The organism is Pseudomonas sp. AC211 (assembly GCF_979258055.1).
This window is the reverse complement of record NZ_OZ409830.1, coordinates 644414-664608: the sequence shown is the minus strand read 5'-3', so window position 1 is coordinate 664608 and position 20195 is coordinate 644414. Positions and strand designations below refer to the sequence as shown.

The 20195-nt window shown below is 62.5% G+C and carries 23 protein-coding genes and 2 pseudogenes; 10 read left to right on the top strand and 15 right to left on the bottom strand.

Translation table 11 applies throughout. The annotated features are described in order from the left end of the window. Positions 1-38 precede the first annotated feature (38 nt). Positions 39-290 carry a YdcH family protein gene (locus tag ACZZZP_RS03240; protein WP_463381786.1) on the bottom strand — a complete coding sequence of 84 codons (252 nt, stop codon included), beginning with the start codon at positions 288-290 and terminating at the stop codon, positions 39-41. Between the two features lie 162 nt (positions 291-452). Here ACZZZP_RS03240 and mscL point away from each other — a divergent pair, with 162 nt between their 5' ends. Next, positions 453-887, top strand: coding sequence for a large-conductance mechanosensitive channel protein MscL (mscL, locus tag ACZZZP_RS03235; RefSeq protein WP_122492904.1), 435 nt, complete (start codon positions 453-455; stop codon positions 885-887). A 33-nt stretch (positions 888-920) separates the two neighbouring features. On the opposite strand, the gene ACZZZP_RS03230 is transcribed toward mscL, so the two are convergent. Then, positions 921-1442, bottom strand: coding sequence for a TSUP family transporter (locus tag ACZZZP_RS03230; protein WP_463536255.1), 522 nt, complete (start codon positions 1440-1442; stop codon positions 921-923). Further along, positions 1369-1632, bottom strand: coding sequence for a hypothetical protein (locus tag ACZZZP_RS03225; protein ID WP_463536254.1), 264 nt, complete (start codon positions 1630-1632; stop codon positions 1369-1371). Before ACZZZP_RS03225 ends, ACZZZP_RS03230 begins: the two co-directional genes overlap by 74 nt. A 304-nt stretch (positions 1633-1936) precedes the next feature. Between ACZZZP_RS03225 and ACZZZP_RS03220 the strand changes: the two genes are divergently transcribed. From ACZZZP_RS03220 to ureC, 5 genes are all read left to right on the top strand, one after another. Beyond that, the gene (locus ACZZZP_RS03220) at positions 1937-2788 is read left to right on the top strand and encodes an urease accessory protein UreD (protein WP_463381784.1); all 852 of its coding nucleotides are present in this window, start codon (positions 1937-1939) and stop codon (positions 2786-2788) included. A gap of 3 nt (positions 2789-2791) precedes the next feature. Continuing rightward, entirely contained in the window at positions 2792-3094 is a 303-nt protein-coding gene (gene ureA, locus ACZZZP_RS03215) for an urease subunit gamma (protein WP_122452160.1), read from the top strand. 10 nt (positions 3095-3104) lie between these two features. After that, positions 3105-3617: an N-acetyltransferase family protein gene (locus tag ACZZZP_RS03210; RefSeq protein WP_463381783.1), complete on the top strand. Its 513-nt coding sequence runs from the start codon at positions 3105-3107 to the stop codon at positions 3615-3617. Next, a complete protein-coding gene (locus ACZZZP_RS03205; protein WP_463381782.1) occupies positions 3614-3919 on the top strand; it encodes an urease subunit beta in 306 nt (101 codons plus the stop codon). Before ACZZZP_RS03210 ends, ACZZZP_RS03205 begins: the two co-directional genes overlap by 4 nt. A 132-nt stretch (positions 3920-4051) precedes the next feature. Further along, positions 4052-5752: an urease subunit alpha gene (gene ureC / locus ACZZZP_RS03200; RefSeq protein WP_463536253.1), complete on the top strand. Its 1701-nt coding sequence runs from the start codon at positions 4052-4054 to the stop codon at positions 5750-5752. 344 nt (positions 5753-6096) lie between these two features. Here the strand turns inward: ureC and ACZZZP_RS03195 are convergent, their stop codons facing one another. The 11 genes and pseudogenes from ACZZZP_RS03195 to ACZZZP_RS03145 all read right to left on the bottom strand — a co-directional run bounded on the left by ACZZZP_RS03195 (position 6097) and on the right by ACZZZP_RS03145 (position 15016). Beyond that, complete coding sequence (locus ACZZZP_RS03195) at positions 6097-6687, bottom strand: HAD family hydrolase (protein ID WP_463381780.1); 591 nt, start codon at positions 6685-6687, stop codon at positions 6097-6099. A 121-nt stretch (positions 6688-6808) separates the two neighbouring features. Then, entirely contained in the window at positions 6809-7357 is a 549-nt protein-coding gene (locus ACZZZP_RS03190) for a Csu type fimbrial protein (RefSeq protein ID WP_463536252.1), read from the bottom strand. A gap of 488 nt (positions 7358-7845) precedes the next feature. Beyond that, positions 7846-8835, bottom strand: a complete 990-nt coding sequence (locus ACZZZP_RS03185; RefSeq protein WP_463536251.1) for a fimbria/pilus outer membrane usher protein — start codon at positions 8833-8835, stop codon at positions 7846-7848. After that, a complete protein-coding gene (locus tag ACZZZP_RS03180; protein WP_463536928.1) occupies positions 8735-9463 on the bottom strand; it encodes a fimbria/pilus outer membrane usher protein in 729 nt (242 codons plus the stop codon). Before ACZZZP_RS03180 ends, ACZZZP_RS03185 begins: the two co-directional genes overlap by 101 nt. Continuing rightward, positions 9375-10475: a hypothetical protein gene (locus tag ACZZZP_RS03175; RefSeq protein WP_463536250.1), complete on the bottom strand. Its 1101-nt coding sequence runs from the start codon at positions 10473-10475 to the stop codon at positions 9375-9377. The genes ACZZZP_RS03180 and ACZZZP_RS03175 overlap by 89 nt, the downstream gene beginning before the upstream one ends. Positions 10476-10487: 12 nt before the next feature. Continuing rightward, the gene (locus ACZZZP_RS03170) at positions 10488-11261 is read right to left on the bottom strand and encodes a fimbrial biogenesis chaperone (protein ID WP_463381779.1); all 774 of its coding nucleotides are present in this window, start codon (positions 11259-11261) and stop codon (positions 10488-10490) included. A gap of 37 nt (positions 11262-11298) precedes the next feature. Continuing rightward, positions 11299-11868, bottom strand: a complete 570-nt coding sequence (locus tag ACZZZP_RS03165; RefSeq protein WP_122492913.1) for a Csu type fimbrial protein — start codon at positions 11866-11868, stop codon at positions 11299-11301. Then, the gene (locus ACZZZP_RS03160) at positions 11868-12344 is read right to left on the bottom strand and encodes a Csu type fimbrial protein (RefSeq protein WP_463384637.1); all 477 of its coding nucleotides are present in this window, start codon (positions 12342-12344) and stop codon (positions 11868-11870) included. Before ACZZZP_RS03160 ends, ACZZZP_RS03165 begins: the two co-directional genes overlap by 1 nt. A 162-nt stretch (positions 12345-12506) precedes the next feature. Further along, positions 12507-13043: a Csu type fimbrial protein gene (locus ACZZZP_RS03155; protein ID WP_463381777.1), complete on the bottom strand. Its 537-nt coding sequence runs from the start codon at positions 13041-13043 to the stop codon at positions 12507-12509. 419 nt (positions 13044-13462) lie between these two features. Beyond that, a complete protein-coding gene (gene tesB / locus ACZZZP_RS03150; protein ID WP_463381776.1) occupies positions 13463-14332 on the bottom strand; it encodes an acyl-CoA thioesterase II in 870 nt (289 codons plus the stop codon). Positions 14333-14448: 116 nt separating this feature from the next. Continuing rightward, a pseudogene (locus ACZZZP_RS03145) lies at positions 14449-15016 on the bottom strand (GNAT family N-acetyltransferase). 81 nt (positions 15017-15097) lie between these two features. Between ACZZZP_RS03145 and ACZZZP_RS03140 the strand changes: the two are divergent. Then, complete coding sequence (locus tag ACZZZP_RS03140) at positions 15098-16012, top strand: histone deacetylase family protein (protein ID WP_463381774.1); 915 nt, start codon at positions 15098-15100, stop codon at positions 16010-16012. 26 nt (positions 16013-16038) lie between these two features. Next, a pseudogene (gene trhA, locus ACZZZP_RS03135) lies at positions 16039-16653 on the top strand (PAQR family membrane homeostasis protein TrhA); the annotation flags it as partial. Between the two features lie 351 nt (positions 16654-17004). Here trhA and ACZZZP_RS03130 read toward each other — a convergent pair. After that, positions 17005-18441, bottom strand: a complete 1437-nt coding sequence (locus ACZZZP_RS03130) for a basic amino acid/polyamine antiporter (RefSeq protein WP_463381772.1) — start codon at positions 18439-18441, stop codon at positions 17005-17007. Positions 18442-18539: 98 nt separating this feature from the next. Between ACZZZP_RS03130 and ACZZZP_RS03125 the strand changes: the two genes are divergently transcribed. Continuing rightward, on the top strand, positions 18540-19781 hold the full coding sequence (locus ACZZZP_RS03125; protein ID WP_463381771.1) for a TIGR03862 family flavoprotein: 1242 nt from the start codon (positions 18540-18542) through the stop codon (positions 19779-19781). Positions 19782-19876: 95 nt separating this feature from the next. Then, entirely contained in the window at positions 19877-20161 is a 285-nt protein-coding gene (locus tag ACZZZP_RS03120) for an ESPR domain-containing protein (protein WP_463381770.1), read from the top strand. Positions 20162-20195 lie beyond the last annotated feature (34 nt).

The following is a 20195-nucleotide window of genomic DNA, read 5'->3' as shown; positions in this document are numbered from 1 at the left end:
ACGCTGGACAACTATCAGGCTTGGTTCGCGAGGCTTCGCTAGCGGTCTTTGGCCGCCGCTTCCAACCGCTGGGCGATTTCCAGACTCAAGGTCACCCGCTCGTTTTTCAGCGCCTTGAGCGCCATGTCATCCATGGCCTGACGCCCGTCCTCCACCTGGAAAATCTGCTTATCCAGCGCCGCGTAGTTGGCGGCGAGTTTGCTGAAGTGCGCGTCCTGGCCCAGCAGCCGTTGCAGCTCGTCCTGATACTCAGGGTATTCCACGTGCAGCGGATGGTGTTCGAGGGTCATAGGCCGTCTCCTGTCGCAATGGGTGGGTTGACTCTCTGACAGCCTAGACCAGCGGCAAAAACGGGAACGCACTGCGCCAGGGCCGGTCACTTGAAGCTGGGAGCGGCGAAACGGGTGCTCTACACTGCCCCCCAACCATCATTAGCAACAGGGAGTCGATCTATGAGCATACTCAGCGAGTTCAAAGCGTTTGCAGTCAAAGGCAATGTCGTCGACATGGCGGTCGGTATCATCATCGGCGCCGCGTTCGGCAAGATTGTGTCGTCGTTTGTGGGCGATGTGATCATGCCGCCTCTGGGTCTGTTGATTGGCGGCGTCGACTTTTCTGATCTCGCCATCACCCTCAAAGCCGCCCAGGGCGACGCCCCGGCCGTGCTGCTGGCCTACGGCAAGTTCCTGCAAACCTGCCTGGACTTCGTGATCGTGGCCTTCGCCATTTTCATGGGCGTGAAGGTCATCAACAAACTGCACAAAGAGCACGCCAAAGCGCCGGCTGCGCCGACGGCTGAAGTGGTGTTGCTGACCGAAATTCGCGACCTGCTGAAAACCGAGCAAGCGCCTGTGCCGCCTACCGTAGACAAGCAACAACCGCTCTGACTCTCGCCGTTCGGGGAGCGGCTTGAGCCGCTTCTAGAACAGGCTTTTGGCCAGGGTGGCCGCTGACATCAACACCAGCACGCCGCCGATGACGCCATGCAGCGCCATCGGTTTACGCCGAAACAACACCTGCCCCGCTACATTCCCCAGCAGCGCCGGCACCAGCAAGCTGGCCGCCAGACTCACGTGTTCGTGGCCGAGTACGTTCAGCCAGTACAAACTTCCCAGCGCCAGTACATCGCTCGCGGCAAAAAATACGATGGCGGTGGCCCGCACGCTTGCTGGCGAAAGCCCGCTGCGCAGCAAGTACACCACCACCGGCGGCCCACCCGCCGAGGCCATGGCCGTGACCAGCCCGGAGACAAACCCGGCCGACATTGCCCAACCCGTCTTAACCTCACTGACCGCGACCGGTTTACGCCACAGCACCAGCACGCCGCCAACCAGGCAAAGCACCGCCACCACGGGCGCCATCCACTGCTCAGGCACGCGAGCCAACGCCAGTGAACCCACCGGCACCGCCAGCACCATGCCCAGCACCAAGCGAATGCCCACGCCCCGGTGAACCTGTTTGGCCGCGCCCGACCAGCAAGCTCGCGCTGCACAGCAGGTCGAGCAGCAGCACCACGGGAATCGCCAAGGCTGGCGGGCACACGGTGAGCAAGCCCAACGCCAGCACCATGGCAAAACCGAAGCCGCTGTAGCCGCGCAACAGCCCGGCGACGAAGGCGAGTATCAACAGCATGTCAGGCGCCCCTGGTAGTGGTGGCGCGAGTGTAAGGAGGGGGCTCGCCTCGCTGCGAGGGCCAGATCGGCCAAGTTACCGAGCCAGCTGGCGCGTATTGCACCGTTTTTGCCCCTTGCCTCCGGAGCGCACCAAAATCGTGCGCACAACCGATTCGTTTGCCCATCCGCTCGCTGGCAAAAGCTGATCAGCAGGCCAACAAACCCGCCACCCTTCGCAGCGTTCGCCAGCCGCGCGCACCGCTTCAGCGCAAGAGGCACGGCTATTGCTCTAGCCCCTGGGTCCGAATTGACCTAAGCCTTTGATGAACGCACCCCTTCCCCCAGCCCTGTTCACCCCCAACTGGTACGCCGAGTTGGAGCTGGCCTACGCGCGCCAAGGCGACAGCACGCGCCCGGTCATGCGTCGACACCAAGGCCCGCTGCGGGTGCAAAAGCATTTGTATGCCGAAGGACCTGAGGTGTGTCAGCACATCATCGTGCACCCGCCGGGCGGCATTGCCGGTGGCGACCGCTTGAACATCAGCGTGCAGGTTCAGGACCACGCCTGGGCGCAGCTCACCAGCCCCGGCGCGGCCAAGTGGTATCGGGCCGCAGGGCCGGCGTTTCAGCAACTGACCATCGACGTCGCCGCCGGTGGCACCCTGGAATGGCTGCCGCAAGAGACCATCGTCTACTCCGCCGCCCAGGCCGAACTCACCACCTCAATCGAACTGCACGGCGACGCCCGCCTGATGTATTGGGACATGGTCGCCCTGGGCCGCCCGGCGGCTGGCGAGCGCTTCGACAAGGGCCACTTTCAAGCGCACCTGGACATCCGCCGCGACGGCACCTTGCTGTGGCACGAACGCCAACGGGTAATCGGCGGCGATGGCCTGCTCGACTCATCCATCGGCCTCGACGGCCACCCCGTATTTGCCACGCTGCTGATCACCGGCGAGCTGGACGCTGACTTACTTGAACAGTGCCGCGAACTCTGCGCCGGGCCCCATGCCCGCGTGCGCGGTGACCTTAGCCAATTGCCCGGTTTGCTGGTTGCACGCTGCCTCGCTGTCGAGGCGCTGCACGCGCGAGCCTGGCTGATCGATCTTTGGCGTGTGCTGCGCCCGGCCCTGCTGGGTCGCGCTGCCGTCGCGCCGCGAATCTGGAGTACCTGACCGATGGACCTGAGCCCACGCGAAAAAGACAAAATGTTGATATTCACCGCCGGCCTGGTGGCCGAACGGCGCCTGGCCCGGGGCGTGAAACTCAACTATCCCGAGGCCATGGCCTACATTTCCGCTGCCCTGCTCGAAGGCGCGCGCGACGGTCGTACCGTGGCCGAGCTGATGCACTTCGGCACCACCTTGCTCAGCCGCGATCAGGTGATGGAAGGCATCCCCGAAATGATTGCGGAAATTCAGGTTGAAGCCACCTTTCCCGATGGTACAAAGCTGGTCACCGTTCACCAGCCCATCGCGTGAGAAAGCCCTGATGATTATTCGTGACGCCATTTCTGCTGACCTGCCCGCCATCCGCGACATCTTCAACGACGCCGTGCTCAACACCACGGCCATCTGGATGGACAGCACGGTCGATCTGGCCAACCGCGAGGCCTGGTTTGCCGCCCGCGCGCAGCAGGGCTACCCGATTCTGGTGGTTCTCGACGACAGCAGCGACGTGGTCGGCTACGCCTCGTTTGGCGACTGGCGCCCGTTCGACGGCTTCTGCAACACCGTGGAGCACTCGGTGTACGTGCGCGCCGACCAGCGCGGCAAAGGCCTCGGCCCGCTGCTGATGCAAGCGCTGATCGGGCGGGCTAAAAGCTGCGGCAAACACGTGTTGGTGGCGGCGATTGAAAGCGGCAACGCCGCCTCGATTCGTCTGCACGAGCGCCTCGGTTTCAGCATCACCGGGCAGATGCCGCAGGTGGGTCGCAAATTCGGCCGCTGGCTGGACCTGACCTTTATGCAACTGATCGTCACCCCTGAAAGGAGCGCGCCATGATTCCTGGGCAATACCACATTCAAGACGGCGACATCGAACTCAACGTCGGCCGCCGTACCGCCACGGTCAACGTCGCCAACAGCGGCGACCGGCCGATTCAGGTGGGCTCGCATTTCCATTTTTTCGAAACCAACGACGCCCTCACCTTCGACCGCGCGACCGCTCGCGGCATGCGCCTGAACATTCCCGCCGGCACCGCCGTGCGCTTTGAGCCGGGGCAGTCGCGGGATGTGGAACTGGTGGAGCTGGCCGGCTTGCGCCGGGTGTTCGGCTTTGCTGGGCGGGTGATGGGCGAGCTTTAAAGAGCCCCTCACCCCGGCCCTCTCCCGCAAGCGAGAGAGGGGGCGTTGGCTTGGCTCCCCCTCGCCCATTTATGGGAGAGGGGCTGGGGGTGAGGGCAAGGGAACACACAGAAGCACTTCTGGAAACCGACTATGAAAATCAGCAGACAAGCCTACGCCGACATGTTCGGCCCCACCGTCGGCGACAAGGTGCGCCTGGCGGACACCGAGTTGTGGATCGAGGTGGAGAAAGACTTCACCAGCTACGGCGACGAGGTGAAGTTCGGCGGCGGCAAGGTGATTCGTGACGGCATGGGCCAGAGCCAACTGTGCGCCGCCGACGTGGTGGACACGGTGATCACCAACGCGCTGATCATTGATCACTGGGGCATCGTCAAAGCTGACGTCGGCCTCAAGGGCGGGCGCATCGCCGCCATCGGTAAAGCCGGCAACCCGGACATTCAACCTGAGGTGACCATCGCCATCGGCGGCGCCACCGAAGTGATCGCTGGCGAAGGCATGATCCTCACCGCAGGCGGCATCGACACGCACATCCACTTCATCTGCCCGCAGCAGATCGAAGAAGCCTTGATGAGCGGCACCACCACCATGATCGGCGGCGGCACCGGCCCGGCCACCGGCACCTACGCCACCACCGTCACGCCCGGCCCATGGCACATGGCGCGCATGCTTCAAGCTGCGGATGCGTTCCCGATGAACATCGGCTTTACCGGCAAGGGCAACGTCAGCCTGCCGGAGCCGTTGATTGAACAAGTGAAAGCCGGCGCCATCGGCCTGAAGCTGCACGAAGACTGGGGCACCACGCCGGCGGCTATCGACAACTGCCTGAGCGTGGCCGACCAATACGACGTGCAGGTGGCGATTCACACCGACACCCTGAACGAGTCGGGCTTTGTCGAAACCACCTTGGGCGCGTTCAAGGGCCGCACCATTCACACCTACCACACCGAAGGTGCCGGCGGCGGTCATGCGCCAGACATCATCAAGGCCTGCAGCCTGCCGAACGTATTGCCCAGCTCGACCAACCCGACCCGCCCGTTCACCCGCAACACCATCGACGAACACCTCGACATGCTCATGGTCTGCCACCACTTGGACCCGAGCATTGCCGAAGACGTGGCCTTCGCCGAAAGCCGTATTCGCCGCGAAACCATCGCCGCTGAAGATATCCTTCACGACCTGGGCGCCTTCTCCATGATCAGCTCCGACAGCCAGGCCATGGGCCGTGTTGGCGAGGTGATCACGCGCTACTGGCAGACCGCCGACAAAATGAAAAAACAGCGCGGCGCCCTGCCCCAGGACGGTGCCGGCAACGACAACTTCCGGGTTAAACGCTACATCGCCAAATACACCATCAACCCGGCCATCACCCACGGCATCAGCCATGAAGTGGGCTCGATCGAAGTGGGCAAATTCGCCGACCTGGTGCTTTGGCGTCCGGCATTTTTCGGCGTGAAACCCACGCTCATTCTCAAAGGCGGCGCCATTGCCGCCAGCCTGATGGGCGACGCCAACGCCTCGATTCCCACGCCCCAACCGGTGCACTACCGCCCCATGTTCGGCAGCTACGGCGGCATGTTGCACGCCACCAGCCTGACCTTCATCAGCCAAGCCGCCTTGGACCTCGGCGTGCCGGAGCAGTTGGGACTGAAGAAACTGATTGGCGTGGTGAAAGGCTGCCGCACCGTGCAGAAAAGCGACCTGATCCATAACGACTACACGCCACAGATTGACGTGGACCCGCAGACGTATCAGGTGAAGGCGGATGGGCAATTGTTGTGGTGTGAACCGGCGGACGTGCTGCCGATGGCGCAGCGGTATTTTCTGTTTTAGGGGGATGGTTTTGTTTTCCCCCGTGGGGAAAGGTGTGGTGGCTTTTACGGCGTCCCCTTCACGACTCTGGATCCCCGCGTTCGCGAGGATGACGGAGGACTTTGCAAAAACCTCCGTCATCCCTGGCAATCGCCCCTCACCCCCCCACACCCGTCATCCTCGCGCACGCGGGGATCCAGAATTTCGGACGGTACGCGCGTCTGAATACCCCGACTCATCCAAGACTCTGACTTCCGAATCGTCGGACCGCCGCCTTCGCGGGAATGACGAATGACTATGCAAAAACCTCCGTCATCCCCGCGCAGGCGGGGATCCAGAATTTCGGACTAAACGAAAATCCGAAATCACCGACTCAACCCCAACAACCCCCAACAATCCCCCACATACCAATCCGCCAACTCCGGCCACAAGTTCTCCGGCACATTCACCAACACAGTGTGGGTGCCAGCCGCCCGCCCGCTGTCCAAGTCAAAGCGGTAATCCCCAACCATCACCATCTCACTCGGCGACACCTGCCACTGCTCGGCCAAGTGCAACAACCCACCGGGATGCGGTTTTGGCGGCGCTTCATCACGCCCCAGCACATCCTCAACCGCGAAGCAGTCGCCCAAGCCGATGGCATCAAGCGTCAACAGCGCCAGCGAGTGCGCGTTGCGGGTCAGGATGCCGAGCTGATGCCCGCGCCCGTGCAGCTCGCGCACCAACTCGACCGCCCCGGGCGCCGGCTGCGAATTCAGCGCCAGCTCGCGCTCGTGTTCTAACAGCCACGCATGTTTGGCCGCCGCCACATCGGCTGGCAGCGCGGCAAGGTGATGAAGAATGTCGTCTTCGGGGGGAATGTCCAGATGCCGGCGGATGGCGGCAAAGTCATGCACGGCAATGGTCAACGTGCCGTCCATATCGAACACCCAATGGCGAATAGCGGCCAGGCTCATCAGTTCACTCCAGTGCGAGATGGCGCTGAAGTATACGGAGCATCAAGGCCAAAGCCTCTCCCACAGGCAATCACAAACCTGTAGGAGAGGCTTCAGCCTCGAGCTTTTTCCAACCGGCAACTCAGTAATTCAACGTCATGATGATGCTGTCCTGGTAATTCCCGGCTGGCACGTTTTGCTGCGTCGCGTCGATGAGCGCATCAAAGGTGAAGTTCTGCGCCAAGCCGGTGCCCAGAAACGCCATCGGCTGGGCGGCGTTCCAGATCACCGTGGTGTCCGGCTGATACAGGTTGTAGTTCATCCGATTCGCGCCGCTGGCCATGCGCCGCCAAGGGGCGAGGTAGTTGGCGCCGTTGTCGAAGCTGACGCTGTAGCCTTCGTTGTTGGTGCAGGTAACGTTGACGGTCTGGGTCACTTTGGCGAACTGGTTGACCAGGGCTTTGCTGCCGAAGTCGACGTCCAGGGTGGCGGTGTTGATGAGGCACGATTTGGTTACCACCAGGGTCAAGGTCGCACTGGTCAGAACACCCGTGCCCCAGTTGGTAGGGTCGGTGCAAAACACAATGCCCAGCACCGGCGCGCAGGCTTGTACCAATCCAGGCGAACGATCCCAGGCGCAGGCGCCGAGCAGGCCGCTGTCGCAGATGGCGTAGTACCAGCGAAAACTCACGGTGCCGGTGTAGGTGCCGGCTTGCTACGTTTGGCCCCAACGGCACGGTGAAGTACAGGGCAATGCCGTTGCTGCCACCGCCCAGCGACAACACGGTAAGCCCGGTGGCGGTGCCGGTGACGCCGTTTTGCAGCGGCGCGCCGCCCTGGGTCGTGCTCACGGTGTAGGGAATGCTGTAGCCGCCGTTGGTGAGGTTGAGGCTGGCGGTGTCGAGCATCAGGCGAATATACGAGCCGGACAATAGCGACAGCCCACCCGTGCAACTGATGCCCGCTGCGCCGTAGTTGCCCACGGTGGTGGTTTTCAATGCCAGCGAGCTGACGGTGCCGAGGCTGACGTTGGTGGCGCCGGTGGTGCACACGGCGCTGGCCAGTCCGCTGGCGCTGAGCAGCAGCGCGCCAAGCAACCAGCGGTGCAGGTGTCGGAGCAAGCCTGGCAGGCTTGAACGCGGTGATGTGGGGCGCATGTCAGCTCCTGTTTTTATAGGCTCAGCGGCAGGTCAACGGACCCACCAGACTGACTTCTTCATGGGTATCGGCCAGGGCGAACGCGGCTTTGCAGGCCTGACCATCGGGGCGCGTGACCAGCAACTGGTTCTGCGCACTCAGCCCTTCGAAATACACCAGGCCGTCCCAGCCAACGAAGGCGCGCAGGCTGGTGCCTTCGACCTTTACTTCGCTGCCACGGGCAATCACTTCGCCACGGCTGTCGATGAGCACAATGCTGGCAGCCACCACGCGGTGCAGGTCGAAGTTCAGCAGCGCACCGCTGCCCTGATGCACGGCGATCTTGCTTTCCACCTGCGGCACGCGGAAATTCGCCGGCAGGCCGAGGGGGTCGATTTCGTACTGACCGCCGTAATAAGACGGCACCGAAGGCACCAGCAAATGGCCGTTCTTGTTGGTGTTGCCCATTAGCTGATGCTCGAAACTCACCGGCACATCGCTTACCCCGTTGGTGCTGATCAGCACAAAGGCATCGTCAACGCGATTGCCGGGGAATACCTCGCCGTCCATGGCGATAAACGAGCCGGTGATATCGCCCCACTGGGTCAGGCGGCCGTCGTCGCGGTACACGCCGCCTTGCAGCTGGGCGTAGGGCGTGCGCCAGGTCAGGTCGGCCTGTTCGTAGGTGCCGCCGCCGGTGGCGTAGCCGAGGTTGTAGCCAACGCCACCACTGGGCGGCGGCGTGCGGCCGAAGTTCACCCGCTCGCGCAACTGGCCCTGGGTGTCGCGCTCGACGCTGGCGCTGAAGGTGGAGCGCACGTCGAACGGAATGATCAGCTGCATCACCGCCGAGTAACCCTCGCCGTCGAGGTCGCGGTTCATCGCCACGTACATGCTGCTGTTGCCCCACAGGCTGCGCGACCACGAAAGGTTAACCAGGCGCGTGCGCTGGCCGTCCATGGTTTCGCTGGCGAAGTAGCCGACGCCGACATTGCCGACGTTGCCGGGGCTGAAGGAAGGTGATCTGGTCACTGGATTTGGCCAGCGTCAGCTCATCGCGCCCCAGCTCCAGCGCGCTGAGCATGCTCACGTCGACAAAGCCCTTGCTGCGCTCGACATGCTGGGCGCCGAAGCCAAAACGGTTGGAGTAATAGCTGTAACCGACGTTGGCTTGCTGGCCTTTGCTGCCCTCGTACTGGCTTTGCGCGAATGAGCTGCTGAGGGTGCCGAAATTGCCCAGGCCAACAGTGGCGCCGAGGCCGCCCAGGCGCAGCGCTTCGCCGAACTCGGCGTGGGTTTCAGCGGTGAAGGAATCGGTCACGCCGTAGCGGAACGTGCCGCTGGTGACCGACGCCCCGTAGGAGAAGTTCTTTAGCCCGTAGTCGTCGCGCAATTTGCCGGCCGACACCGAGTAGTCGTAGAGGTCTTCCTGCAACAGGGAGTTGGTGACGTAGAACGGCACGTCGGTCGCCACCTGCCGGCCGAGGGCGTCGGTGGTGACGACGGTGGCGTTACCGGCACCGCTGATATACGGCACGTTGCTGACGGTGTATGGGCCAGGGTTGAGCTGGTCACTGCTGACCTTGGCGTTGTTGATAAACAGGTCCACCGAGGTCGGCACGCTGGCCTCGCCGGTGAAACGCGGCAGTGGATACGTGATCAGGTCCGGGCGCAGGGCGAAGTTGCGCGAGATCTGCACGCCGCCGATGCGCACGGCACTGTTCCACGTCCAGCGCGCCGGTGATCAGATCGCCGGCGATGTAGCGCGTCATGGTTTCCTGGTTGTTGTAGCGCCAGTAGGTGTCGTAGCGCATGTAGCCGTCCTGGTCGGCGCCCAGTTCGTTGAAGCTGTGGCGGTACACGCCGGTGTTGCCGAACACGCCAGCGCTGCCAAACACGCGTTGTTCGAGGAAGCTGCTGAGGTAATGGGCGCCGTCGTCGGTGTCGTTGTAATAGGCGTCGTAGTTGAACAGCAGCCCAAACGAGCTTTGCGCCGGCACCGAGGCGTAGACCGAGCGCGCGCCGACCTGCTGTTCGGGCAGCCAGTCGCTGGGCAGCACCAGTTTCAGGCGCTGCAGTTCTTGGTCGTAGGCGAACTGCAATCCGCTGATGCTATCGAGCGCCAGCTCGCCGGCAGCGCCCTCCGGCACCCGCACGCCGACGGCGCGCAGGTCTTCGCTGTCCACGAAGTAGCGTTCGCCACGTACGGTCACTTGCGCCACGCGGTCACTGGGCAATTCATTCACCACCAATTCCAGAAACAAGGTGTATTCGCCGGCTGCGGCGTCCGCTGCCGCCGGTACGTCGGGCGTTGCCTCGGGCACTGCGCTGGGGCGCATTCGTGCGGCCGGCAAGCCGTCCAGCTCCGGAGCCGGCGCCGGCAACTGCGGCGCCCCGGCGGTTGCTGAAGGCGGCGTCGCGGCCACGGCGTCACGCAAGGGCATGGGCTCGTTTGCCGCGACCACCACTGTCGGCCCCGCCGTCGTTTGCTGAGGCGCGGCGGCCACCGGCACGGCAGGCGCGGCGGCCAAGGCGTCGCGCAAGGGCCAGGGCATTGAGCTGGCCGCCTGCGCGCTGGGCAACCACACCGCCAGGCAGGTGAACAGCACATACGCGCCACCGGCGCCGCCCTTAAAGGGCGACGGCGTCGGCGCTTCCCTGACGCTCCGCATCCGCTGTGCTGGCTATCGTTGCGGCGAAATCGGCTGGAGATCAGCCAGTTCGTTTATTCGAGCTTCCAACGCAAACGAGTCGCCCGCCACGGCAGCTGGCAACTCCCAGCGCATTCGCGCACCGGGCAATACGTAACCGAGCAAGCCTTCGGCGATTACCGTGCGTTTTTCGCCCTGTTTTACCGACACGCTCGCCAATCGTGCGTGGGCCGGTCCCTGATTGTTGAGTAGCAGGAAGCGCTTGCCGCCCTCGTTCTGCACCTGGAAACGCAGGTCGGGTTTGAGCAGTTGAATGCCCGGTTCCGGCTTGCTGGCAGCGCTGGCCAGGCTAACGCCATCGCCGAACACGAACAGCGGCACGGAATAGCGCATCTGGAATTTCACGCCGAGGGCGGCATCGGTTTTGGCGTCGGGCGGCAACAATTCATCCACCAGCACGCGGAAGGTTTGTTCAGTGGCAGCGGGCACCGGCTGCATTTTCATCAGACGAATCATCTGCCGCTTGCCTGGCTCGATGGTCGCCACGGGCGGACTGGCCACCACCGTGCGCTGGGCGCTGAGCTGGTCACCGTAGTCGGCCTGGCCCCAGGCCAATACCCGTATCTGCAGACTGATGGGCGCTTGCCCGCGGTTTTCCAGCCACAACGCGGCCGCTTTTTGCCTGCTCTCGATTTGCGGATTGATCGGCCAGATCAGCACCGAGCTGGCCGCCTGGACGAAGCTGCTGGCAAGGACGAGCAGCAGTGCGGCAACGGGCAGAAGGCGATATCGGCTCCATGCGAACATTGGAAGCTCCTTGTAGGTTTTGCTCATTTCTTTCAGTTCAATAGGTGATGGTCACCGTCACCGTATCGCTGTAAATCCCGGCAGATGGCATTGGCGTAACGGCGAACAACCGCGCGAATACCGGGTACGCCACGGTTGCACTGCCGGCTGGGAAGGTCAGACTTTTTACCGTGCCGCCGTTGCTACCGTTTCCCCAAAGGGTAGTCCCTGTGTCCTGGTACAACTGGTAGCGCAGGGTTTCGGCGCCTTTGTTGAGGAAGCGACCGCTGGCGATGTTGCTGGTGTTAAGGCCGGCGCTGATGCCGATGGTCAGGCTGGTACCGGGCGTGCACTGGAGCAAAATCGAGCCGGCGCCCGTGGTGCTGGTCACATCGACATTGCTTGGCAGCAGGCTGACCTGGCCGAAATTGATGCTGCCAAAGGTGGTCACGTCCGCCCCGCCACTGCCCAGGATGCAGCCGTTGACGATGGCCGCCTTGACCAGAAAGTTCTTTTGAATGGGGGTGTCGTTGACATTGGTATCGGCGCAGCTGAAGGCGCTGAGCACCAGCAGCAAAGCACCGAGCAAACGGGCAAGCGTTGGCGCACGGAGGCGGTCCACGCTCATTACCAACTCACAGTCACGGTGACGGTATCGGTGTAAGTGCCGGGGGTGGGCGCGGCTTGTTTGGGCACGCGGCCGAACACTTGCAGGTATTGGTCGGCGCCATTGCCCGTGCCGGTGACGCCGGTGGTGTTGTCCCAAATGACGCTGTACGCCGCCGAGGTGTAGAGGTTGTAGCTGATCTGCGCGGCGGCCGGCCCGCTCATGCGGCGCGCCGCCACGTTGCCGCTGCCGCCGGCACTGAGCAGCACGCGGTACGGCGTGTTGAGCAAACAGTTCACCCGCAGCGAGCCATTGCCGACGCTGCTGCTGGCTGACACCAGTGTATTGAGGGAAAAGTAGGTACCGAAATTCAGCGTTCCGAATTGCCCCAGCGTAGTGGGCGCGGTGCTGCCGGCGCTGCACGCGGGAAGAACCTCGGCGCTAAGACCGATGGTGGCGGACTTGGTGACAGCGAAAGCGCCAGTGCTGCCCAGCATTACGCTGAACAGCAATAGCCACCGGCAAGACGGATCACGTAGGCAACGCATGGCAGATCCTGGCGTTGGAAAGCGTGGCAGTGGCGAACATTCGTGTTGCGCCGGTGAGCGGAGCCCTCGGGAAGGCGGCGACTTCAGCCCACTGCACGCGAACGTCCGGCGTTACCAGGTGATGGTCACTTGTACGGTGTCGGTGTAAGTACCGGTGGCCGGCGTGGTCTGGTTCGGCACACGGCCGTAAACGACCATGTCCTGATTCGCGCCGTTACCAACGCCTGCCAAGGCGGTGCCGCCATTGGTGCCATTGCCCCACGGCGTGGCGCGCGCAGCGTCCTGATACAGGTTGTAAAGCACGTAATTGCCGCCACTGGCCATGCGCCGCTGGGTGCCGGTGCTGTTCAGGCCGGAGTTCAGGGCCACGCTGTAGTTGGTGGCGTTGGCGCATTCGATGCCGAACGAGCTGCCGGCACTGGCGCCCACCGACTGAGCGTCGATGTTGTTGGCCAAACTTGGGTAGGAGCCGAAGGTGATGCTGCCGAAGTTATTGGTGGTGGCGTTACTGGTGCCGTTATTCACGGTGCAGCCGGCGCCAATAATGATCTGGATGCCCAGTTGACCCTGCACGGATCCTGCTGCGTCCACCGTCAACGAGTACGGCACCAACAGCAAGGCAGGGAACAGCAGAAAGCGGCGTTTCATCTCTAAGAACTCCTACGAAATAGTCGCGTTTTCACGCTTAATTGCAACGTAGTAGAAATTCGGCCGCATTCAAAACAACTTTATGGCGTCAACTAACAAGCAAAACCGTGTCGGTAAAATCTGTAGGAGCAGTAAGTAATTGTTCTTTGGAACAGGTCGTTAGTTTTGTAAGTGAAAGTAGTCGGTTGCTGTAGCCAATCACTTACAAAACAAACCGCGATTAAACCCCGAACAAACCCCGGCACGCGTTGTATTCCGAGGCTTAGAGAGGGGCTAACGGCAAATTGATATGTCAGATAAGCGCTTGTTGTCTCAACTGTTTTACAACATCGCCGTAGACGAGGCGGCAACATTCCTATAGGCCGCCATATAGCGATTGGCACTAACTTTTATTTCAACTTGGTTTTAAACCGAGCGAATTAGCGCCAGTCTTCGCGCACTCTTGTCAGCCCTTCCTGCGCAACAGAAGCCACTAACTGACCCGCGCGGTTAAAGATACTGCCGCGCGCAAAACCACGGCCATTGCCCGACCACGGACTGTCCATTGCGTATAGCAGCCAGTCATCCATGCGCAGGTCGGCGTGAAACCACAGCGAATGGTCGAGGCTGGCCACCTGCATGAACTTCTGAAACACCGACACCCCGTGAGGCAGCATCGAGGTGGTGAGCAAGTTGAAGTCCGAGGCGTACCCGAGCAGGTATTTGTGCAGCTGGCGTTCGTCCGGCAGGGTGCCGTCGGCGCGGAACCACACGTACTTGATCGGCTCGCGCACCACTGGCTCGAACGGATTGGCGATGGTCACCGGGCGAATTTCAATGGGCTTTGGGCTGGTGGCGCGTTCGAGCATGCGCGGCGGAATGAACTCGGCGGCCAGGGCGGCCAGCTCGGTTTCCGACTTGAGTTCTTCCGGGCCGGGCACGTCGGGCATTTGCAGCTGGTGGCTGAAGCCTTCTTCGTCGGTCTGGAACGAGGCGCTGCAGGTGAAAATTGGCGCGCCTTTCTGAATGGCGGTGACGCGACGGGTGCTGAAACTGCCGCCGTCACGCACGCGGTCCACCAAATACACCACCGGCAAGCTGGCATCGCCCGGGCGCAGAAAATAACCGTGCAAGGAATGCACATGGCGCTCGGCGTCCACGGTCTGGCTGGCGGCCGACACACATTGGCCCAGCACCTGGCCGCCATAGAGTTGCCGAAAACCAAGGTCCTGGCTGACGCCACGGAACATATTTTCCTCGATCTGCTCCAGGCTCAGCAGGGCCACCAGATCATCGAGTAATTGGCTCATCGGTCTTCCTCATCACGCATTTATTCAGGCGGAGGGAATGGTAAAGGCTTTGCCGGCGGATGTCGGCTACTGGAGGAAAAAAAGCCCGGTGGCCATTGGTCCAACCTCAGCGGCTATTACGCCAACCAGGTTTGGCGGCCAATGCGATACAGCACATGCGCACGCAGCGGATGTCCCGCCGGCAGGTTGGGGTGCTGAAAGTCGTCCGCCGGATCACGCCGCATGCCGATGCGCTCCATCACCCCGCGTGACGCGGCGTTTGCCGGCACGGTAAAGGCCACCACTTCCGGCAACTCCAAGCGCTCAAACGCGCAGGCCAGCGAGGCCCGCGCCGCCTCGCTGGCAAAGCCTTGGCGCCAGCTGTCACGGAAAGGCGCCAGCCTATTTCAATGGTCGGGCCATCCGCCCGGCAAAACGGCGCCTCGAAACCCACTAGCCCCAAACCGGTAAAGCCGATAAACGCCCCGTTGTCCTTGCGCTCCAGCGCCCACAAGCCAAAACCATGCTCGGCAAAGTGCGCCCGCACGCGCGCCATCAACGCGGCGGCTTCGGCGGTGCTTTGCGTGGCGGGAAAAACCGCATCACCTCGGGGTCGGCAACCATTTCGGCGAAAGGCCGCAAGTCGTCGTCGCGCCAGGTGCGCAGCAGCAAACGCTCGGTGTGCAATTCAATCGGTGCGCTCATGCAAGGTTCCTTCACAGTGCTCGGCCGGAGGTCACCCGGTGGGCCGGGGATATTGGCGACCTCTTCTTATCGGTTCAATGTATGCGTGTGCCCCTGGTCTATCACGACGACTACAGTCCGCCCTTCCCGGCCAACCATCGTTTTCCGATGGAGAAATTTCGTCTGTTGCGTGACCACTTAATAGACAGCGGCTTGACCACAGACGCGCAACTTTTTCGCCCCGACATCTGCCCCGCCGACGTCCTCGCCCTGGCCCACGAACCGAGTTACATCGAACGTTTTCTCAGCGGCAACCTTAGCCACGACGAACAACGCCGCCTCGGCCTGCCCTGGAGCGAGGCGATTGCGCGGCGCACCGTGCGGGCGGTCGGCGGCTCACTGCTGACCGCCGAACTGGCCCTGCAACACGGCCTGGCCTGTCACTTGGCCGGCGGCACGCACCACGCCCATTACGACCACGCCGCCGGTTTCTGCATCTTCAACGACCTGGCCATCATCAGCCGCTACCTGCTCGAAGCCGGACGGGTGAACTGCGTGCTGATTTTCGACTGCGATGTTCATCAGGGCGACGGCACCGCGCGCATTCTGGCCGACACGCCTGAAGCCGTGACGGTGTCGCTGCACTGCGAAAAGAACTTTCCCGCCCGAAAAGCTCAAAGCGATTGGGACATCCCATTGCCTATGGGCATGGGCGACGACGAGTACCTACAAGTAGTCGACGACACGCTCAATTATCTGCTGCCGCTGTATCAGCCCGATCTGGTGCTGTACGACGCCGGGGTCGACGTGCACAAAGACGACGCCCTCGGTTATTTGCAGCTCACCGACGCGGGCGTGGCCGCGCGTGACGAGCGCGTGATTCGGCACTGCCTGAGCCGGAGCATTCCGGTGATGGGCGTGATCGGCGGCGGCTACGACAAAGACCGCGTGGCGCTGGCACAGCGTCATGGAATTCTTCACCACAGCGCGCAACGGGTCTGGCAAAGCCAAACCTGATCGCGCCTCAAGGCACCTTCGACACCATGTACTACGGAGAAAAATTCAACGCCTGGACCCACCTGGTCGGCGCTGTGCTGGCCGCCATCGGCGCGGTGTGGCTGCTGGTATTGGCGAGCTTCACGGGCGATGTGTGGAAAATCGTCGGCGTCGCCATTTACGGCGTCACCCTGGTGCTGCTCTACAGCATTTCGACCCTCTACCACAGCGTGCGCGGCCCGGCGAAACGGCTGCTGCAAAAGCTCGATCACCTGTCCATCTACCTGCTGATTGCCGGCAGCTACACGCCGTTCTGCCTCATTACCTTGCGCGGGCCGTGGGGGTGGACGTTGTTCGGCATCGTCTGGGGGCTGGCCGTCATCGGCATGTTGCAGGAAATCAAACCGCGCTCCGAAGCGCGCGTGTTGTCGTTGATCATCTACGCCGTGATGGGCTGGATTGTGCTCATCGCCGTCAACCCACTCATCGCCGCCCTGGGCCTCACCGGCTTCAAATGGCTGGCTGCCGGCGGCGTGCTCTACACGGTGGGCATCATCTTCTTCGCCTTCGACAGCCGCTTCCGCCACTGGCATGGCATCTGGCATTTGTTCGTGATTGCCGGGAGCTTGCTGCACTTTGTGGCGATTCTGTTTTATGTGCTCTCGAGCGGCGAATTGCCGTTGCCAGCAATCGCGGCTAAAGCCGCCCTACAAAGTAGCGGTGCCTTTCTGTAGGAGCGGCTTTAGCCGCGATGGTGGCTCAGCCAACGCGTGCGGCGACCCATACTGGATTCCCGCCTGCGCGGGAATGACGGCGAAAACTTCGTGGCGATTCTGTTTTATGTGCTCTGAGCGGCGAATTGCCGTTGCGCAGCAATCGCGGCTAAAGCCGCTCCTACAGGGTAGAGGCGCCTTTCTGTAGGAGCGGCGAATTGCCGCGATGGTGGCTCAGCCAACGCGTGCGGCGAGCCATGCTGGATTCCCACCTACGCGGAAATGACGGTGGAATTTCAATCACCCCAACTCCACCAACCCCGTCCAGAACGCCCAAATAGCCAGCCCCGCCACCACCACCAACGCCCCGGCCGCCACCCCTTCAGCGCGAGAAAAGAACGGTACCTGTGGCCGACTTTCCCGATGTGCAAAACAAAACACCGGCAAGCCCAGCACAAACAATAAACTCGACATCAACACAAACTGCGGCCCCGCCGCATACAGCAACCACACCGCGTACACGCTGCCCAACACCCCACTGCGCAACGCCCTGCCCCGCTCCGCCATCTGCCCGTGCTGCAACGCAAACCGCCACAAATAAGCGGTGCTCGCCAAGTAGGCCGGCAAGATCATTACGCCCGTCACGCTGATCAGCCAGATCCAGGCGTTCTCGGCAAACAGCACGACAAACACAATCACCTGCATCACCGCACTGGATAACCACAGCGACGGCGCCGGCGAGTGGAAGCGATTTTCACGGGCCAGAAAGCGCGGAAACACGCCATCTCTGGCGCCGGCAAACGGCAGCTCGGCCACCAGAATGGTCCACGCCAGCCAGCAACTGAGTAGGGAAATCAGCAGGGACACGATCACGAACAAAGCGCCCCAGCGCCCCACCAACCGCTCAAGAATGTAAGCCGCCGCCGGCTCATCCAGCGCGGCCAGCTCCGGCTGGGTCATAAAACCGAAGGGTAACGCCGAAAGTAGGAAATACAGCAGCGTGCACACCACCAAGCCGATGTAGGTGGCCTGGCCGACCTGTTGCGGCTTACGCGCGCGGGCCGACATCACCACGGCGCCTTCAATGCCGATGAACACCCACAGCGTCACCAACATCGTGCTCTGTACCTGACTGGTGACGCTGCCCAATTGCTGGCCCATTCCCCAGACATCGAGGCGAAACATGTCGGCCTTGACCATCACCGCCATGATCGCGATGGTCGCCAACAAGCTGCCGACGTTCAGCACACTGGCCACCGAGCCCAGCACCGCCGCGCGGCGCACGCCGAACAGCACAGTGAAGTGCATCACCCAGATCAGCAGCGAGGCGCCGCCGATGGACAACCAGTTCTTGCCGTCGCCAAACGCGGGAAACAAATAGCCCAGCGATTTCATGATCAGCACCGCAAACGCCACGTTGCCAAACGCCGCGCTCAGCCAGTAACCCCACGCCACCTGAAAGCCGGCCAGGTTGCCGAAGCCTTCGCGGGCGTAGGCGTAAACGCCGGCAGTGAGGTCGGGGCGTTGCGTCGAAAGCAGGCGAAAGCAATTGGCGAGAAAGAACATGCCGACCAACGTCAGCAGCCAGGCAATGGCGATCGCGCCGAGGCTGGCGTGGGCCGACATGTTTTGCGGCAGGTTGAAACCGCCGCCGCCAATCATGGAGCCGATCACCACACCGCTGAGCAGAAACAGCCCAAGCTTGGCCGGTGCTGCGCTGCTGTCATCGTTTGCCATCGCTCAATCCTTTGCGTTGCGTGCCCGCAGCTGAGTGTAGCGGCCGTTTTTGCCGGCCTCGGTTAGAATGCCGCACCTCCCAGTCGTAGCCCGCCGCCATGCCCGCATCTCAAGCCACCGCCTCCCTGCCCGTCGTCGTCATCGGTGGCGGCCCTGCTGGTCTGATGGCCGCCGAAGTGCTTGCGCTGGCCGGCATCCAGGTCGAGTTGTTCGACGCCATGCCCTCGGTCGGCCGCAAGTTTCTGCTGGCCGGCGTGGGCGGCATGAACATCACCCATGCTGAAGCCAAACCGGCATTTATCGGCCGCTACGGCAAACGGGCCGGCGAGATCGGCGAGCTACTCCATGACTTCGACGCCGAGCAGTTGCGCGCCTGGATTCACGGGCTGGGCATCGACACCTTCGTCGGCACCTCCGGCCGCGTTTTCCCCACCGACATGAAAGCTGCCCCGCTGCTGCGCGCCTGGCTCAAACGCCTACGCGAACATGGCGTGGCGATTCATACGCGCCAGCGCTGGTTAGGCTGGAGCGCCGATGGCCGTCTGCGCCTGGCGGGCGTCGACGGTGAGCAGCTAATCGAAGCCCGTGCCGTGGTGCTGGCGCTGGGCGGCGGCAGTTGGGCGCGCTTGGGTTCCGATGGCGCCTGGCAGGCGCTGCTGGCCGAGCGCGGCGTGCCGTTGCAGCCTCTGCAACCGAGCAACTGCGGTTTCGAGGTGGCAGGCTGGAGCGCCGTATTCGCGGAGAAATTTGCCGGTGCGCCGGTTAAGTCGTGCGCCCTCGCGCTGCCCGGCCAGGCGCCGCGCCTGGGTGAATTCGTGGTGACCGCGCACGGCGTTGAAGGCAGTTTGGTTTACGCCTTGTCGGCGCCGATTCGCGACACCCTCACCGAGCACGGCAGCGCCACCGTCTACCTCGACCTGCTGCCGCAGAAAAGCCCCGAGCAGGTGTTGGGCCTGCTGAACAAACCTCGGGGCAGCAAATCCATCAGCAACCATTTGCGCAGTGCCCTCGGCCTGGATGGCGTGCGCGCCGGCCTGTTGCGCGAACTGACCGACGCCGCGACCTTCGCCGATCCGGCAAAGCTGGCTTCAGCCATCAAGGCGCTGCCGCTGACCGTGGTGCGCACCCGGCCCCTCGACGAAGCCATTAGCAGCGCAGGCGGCGTGCCGTTCGAAGCGCTTGACGCCCGCCTGATGCTCACCATCCTTCCCGGCGTGTTTTGCGCCGGCGAAATGCTCGACTGGGAAGCGCCCACCGGTGGCTATTTATTGACTGCCTGCTTTGCCAGCGGCCTTAAAGCCGGCAAAGGGGTCGTTGACTGGCTCGTTCAGTCTCAATAGAGCGGTTGATCCGCGGCGGCTTCTGAGCCGTCCTACAGTTCTGTTTCGCGCTGGTTTTTAACGTTGACCGATCTCCCCTGCGATGGACGTCGGTCATGAACAAGCACTGCTTTCGCCTTATCTTCAGCAAGACGCTGGGCTTTTTAATTCCTGTCGCCGAAATCGCCACCGCCCAGCGCAAAGCTGGGCGGCAACCAGCCAAACTCCGACGTCCAACCTTGATGCTGTCCTTGCTCCTCGCCGGCGCTCCCGGCTGGGTCGCCGCCGAGATTGTGCTGGATCGAAATGTTGCCGGAACCAGCATGACGAGTGCCGTCAATGGCGTGCCCGTGATCGAGATCGCCTATCCACAACCGGAAAAATGTACGCTAAATACATAGCAGCCCCAACTGCGAAGCGCGCAGAAACTGAACG

Excerpts from the sequence above, each read along its gene's own strand:
- ACZZZP_RS03210 (WP_463381783.1), top strand. The coding sequence starts at position 3,105 with ATGATTATTCGTGACGCCATTTCTGCTGACCTGCCCGCCATCCGCGAC.
- mscL (WP_122492904.1), top strand. The coding sequence starts at position 453 with ATGAGCATACTCAGCGAGTTCAAAGCGTTTGCAGTCAAAGGCAATGTC.
- ACZZZP_RS03130 (WP_463381772.1), bottom strand. The coding sequence starts at position 18,441 with ATGGCAAACGATGACAGCAGCGCAGCACCGGCCAAGCTTGGGCTGTTT.
- ureA (WP_122452160.1), top strand. The coding sequence starts at position 2,792 with ATGGACCTGAGCCCACGCGAAAAAGACAAAATGTTGATATTCACCGCC.
- ACZZZP_RS03160 (WP_463384637.1), bottom strand. The coding sequence starts at position 12,344 with ATGCTGGGCAGCACTGGCGCTTTCGCTGTCACCAAGTCCGCCACCATC.
- ureC (WP_463536253.1), top strand. The coding sequence starts at position 4,052 with ATGAAAATCAGCAGACAAGCCTACGCCGACATGTTCGGCCCCACCGTC.
- ACZZZP_RS03155 (WP_463381777.1), bottom strand. The coding sequence starts at position 13,043 with ATGAAACGCCGCTTTCTGCTGTTCCCTGCCTTGCTGTTGGTGCCGTAC.
- ACZZZP_RS03165 (WP_122492913.1), bottom strand. The coding sequence starts at position 11,868 with ATGAGCGTGGACCGCCTCCGTGCGCCAACGCTTGCCCGTTTGCTCGGT.
- tesB (WP_463381776.1), bottom strand. The coding sequence starts at position 14,332 with ATGAGCCAATTACTCGATGATCTGGTGGCCCTGCTGAGCCTGGAGCAG.
- ACZZZP_RS03225 (WP_463536254.1), bottom strand. The coding sequence starts at position 1,632 with ATGCTGTTGATACTCGCCTTCGTCGCCGGGCTGTTGCGCGGCTACAGC.
- ACZZZP_RS03140 (WP_463381774.1), top strand. The coding sequence starts at position 15,098 with ATGCGTGTGCCCCTGGTCTATCACGACGACTACAGTCCGCCCTTCCCG.
- ACZZZP_RS03125 (WP_463381771.1), top strand. The coding sequence starts at position 18,540 with ATGCCCGCATCTCAAGCCACCGCCTCCCTGCCCGTCGTCGTCATCGGT.
- ACZZZP_RS03195 (WP_463381780.1), bottom strand. The coding sequence starts at position 6,687 with ATGAGCCTGGCCGCTATTCGCCATTGGGTGTTCGATATGGACGGCACG.
- ACZZZP_RS03175 (WP_463536250.1), bottom strand. The coding sequence starts at position 10,475 with ATGCGGAGCGTCAGGGAAGCGCCGACGCCGTCGCCCTTTAAGGGCGGC.
- ACZZZP_RS03240 (WP_463381786.1), bottom strand. The coding sequence starts at position 290 with ATGACCCTCGAACACCATCCGCTGCACGTGGAATACCCTGAGTATCAG.
- ACZZZP_RS03120 (WP_463381770.1), top strand. The coding sequence starts at position 19,877 with ATGAACAAGCACTGCTTTCGCCTTATCTTCAGCAAGACGCTGGGCTTT.
- ACZZZP_RS03170 (WP_463381779.1), bottom strand. The coding sequence starts at position 11,261 with ATGTTCGCATGGAGCCGATATCGCCTTCTGCCCGTTGCCGCACTGCTG.
- ACZZZP_RS03220 (WP_463381784.1), top strand. The coding sequence starts at position 1,937 with ATGAACGCACCCCTTCCCCCAGCCCTGTTCACCCCCAACTGGTACGCC.
- ACZZZP_RS03205 (WP_463381782.1), top strand. The coding sequence starts at position 3,614 with ATGATTCCTGGGCAATACCACATTCAAGACGGCGACATCGAACTCAAC.